The organism is Hominisplanchenecus sp., from assembly GCF_046967715.1.
Taxonomy (GTDB): Bacteria; Bacillota; Clostridia; order Lachnospirales; family Lachnospiraceae; genus Hominisplanchenecus; species Hominisplanchenecus faecis.
The window spans coordinates 1-2,128 of the sequence record NZ_JBKVNQ010000117.1; the positions used below are offsets into that span (position 1 = coordinate 1).

The 2,128-nt window shown below is 45.0% G+C and carries 2 protein-coding genes; one reads left to right on the forward strand and one right to left on the reverse strand.

Translation table 11 applies throughout. The features are described from left to right. Window positions 1-240: 240 nt before the first annotated feature. Complete coding sequence (bioB, locus tag ACLTL4_RS11180; RefSeq protein WP_022118470.1) at window positions 241-1,212, reverse strand: biotin synthase BioB; 972 nt, start codon at window positions 1,210-1,212, stop codon at window positions 241-243. A gap of 418 nt (window positions 1,213-1,630) precedes the next feature. Here bioB and ACLTL4_RS11185 point away from each other — a divergent pair. Further along, on the forward strand, window positions 1,631-2,128 hold a 498-nt coding region (locus tag ACLTL4_RS11185), incomplete at its 3' end, for an NUDIX hydrolase (protein WP_412320553.1).

The following is a 2,128-nucleotide window of genomic DNA, read 5'->3' on the forward strand; positions in this document are numbered from 1 at the left end:
ATTTAACCAAATCAAGTAAGTCCCCTGCTTCAATTGCGAAAAGCAATAAGCAGTGGGTGGGGACTTGCTTGTATCAGGAGGAGTGCAAGCTCCTTCTGATAAACTGCGGAGCAGTTATTTGGTTATGAGCAAGTAGCAAAGCGGATTGCGAATATCCGCTTGACGAATATCTCTGCAATTCGCCGGAGGCTGTATCAGACAGAGTCAGGTCACTTCATATCGGATGTAAAGTACGAAAAATCATGCAGATTCAATTTCATAAGTAAATCCGGCATCGGTGATCGTTTTGATGGTATCCTGGATGCCCTGACCGCCGGCAGTAAGATATCCGGAAGCAAAGATAGAATCCACGACACTGAGCAGTTTCTTTTCTTCACCTTTGAAGTAGACTTCTCTGCCGGCAGCACAGCGGATGTCGGACTTCGGTACGAGCAGTCTTGCAAGGCAGAGGACTTTCATGCAATATTCCGTTGTCAAGCCGGAAATATCTGCATCCCCAAGCGGTGTGCCTTTGATCGGCAGCAGAAAATTGATTGGCAGAGCCTCCGGCTGGATTTCACGCAGTTCCAGAAGCATATCCACGACGTCCTCTTTGCTTTCACCCATACCGATGATACCGCCGCTGCAGATTTCAAATCCCAGCCCCTGAAGCATGCGGATGTTTGCCACACGCTGCTCAAACGTATGAGTTGTGCAGATGTTGTGATAGTACGCACGGCTGCTGTTCAGATTGTGGTTGATGCGGTCAAGACCGGCATCCTTGAGCATTTTCGCCTGCTTTTCCGTCAGAAATCCGATAGAACAGCACAGGTGTGTTCCCTGTTCTTTCATTTTACGGATGCGGCGGGCGAGCTCTTCAATCTCTGCATCGGTAAATTTCATGCCGCTAAGGCCGATGCAGTGTCTGGATAAATGATGTTCATTTACAAAATCATTGTCGTGATAGAGCTTTTCCTCATCTACCCACTTGTATTTCTCAATATCCGCTTTGGAACGGCAGGACTGGGCACAGTAGGCACAATCCTGGGAACAGTTGCCGCTGCGGGCATTTGTCAGAATGTGAATGCTGACGCGGTTGCCTTTGTATTTCCGGCGAAGTCCCTCCGCACGGGCGATCAGATCATCGAGTTTTTCATCCGGTGTATCCAGGATGGCGATGGCATCCTCACGGGAGAGGATCGGATCATCCTGATCATAAAAATTTGGGTTCATGATGTTACCTTCCTTGTAAAATTCTTGTAACAATGTAACATGAGAAAAAAAGAATGTCAACCTGAAAATCAAAAAGGTTGACAATTAAAAAACAAAACTTGAAAGATTCTTTTTATATGCTACTTGCATGAGTGTGGGTAAAATGTTATCTTAATCGGAGAAAACTTCAACATCTGCTGGCAAGTGCGGAACTTCCCTCAGAACATCCGCTGGAAGAGCAGATAAAAAACAGTGTAAAAAAGAAAATCTCTGTGGAATAAAAATGTTCTGCGGAGATTTTTTATGTTTGCAAAGCTTACGATGCAATGCTATCATAAAAGAGACAGGAGAGGCATTCTTGAACATGCAATGCATAGCATACATCTTGCAGCAAGAATACCGGAAGAATGTTTCAACAAAACAGCAGGAGATAAAACAAATGGAATTATGGGATATATACGATAAAAATAAAAAACCAACCGGACGCACGATGAAACGAAACGACTGGCACTTAAAAGACGGAGAATATCATCTGACAGTGCTTGGCGTTGTGGCAAGAGAAGACGGCACTTTTCTGATCACAAAGCGTGTGATGACAAAAGCATGGGCACCTGGCTGGTGGGAAGTATCCGGAGGTGCAGCACAGACCGGAGAAGCTTCTTACGATGCCGTTCTGCGTGAAGTAAAAGAAGAGACCGGGCTTGATGTAAGCAATGCCCAGGGCGGTTATCTGTTCACTTATAAAAGAGAAAACCCGGGCGAAGGGGACAATTATTTTGTGGATGTCTATCGTTTTGTGATGGATATTTCAGATGAAGATCTGAAACTTCAAACAGAAGAGACGGATGGATATATGTTTGCGACGAAAGAGCAGATCGAAGCATTTGCGGCAGAAGGAAAATTCCTGCATTATGACAGTATTAAGCAGGCTTTTGAA

Bases quoted from the DNA above. Each gene is read 5' to 3' on its own strand.
- bioB (WP_022118470.1), bottom strand. From the start codon at position 1,212: ATGAACCCAAATTTTTATGATCAGGATGATCCGATCCTCTCCCGTGAG.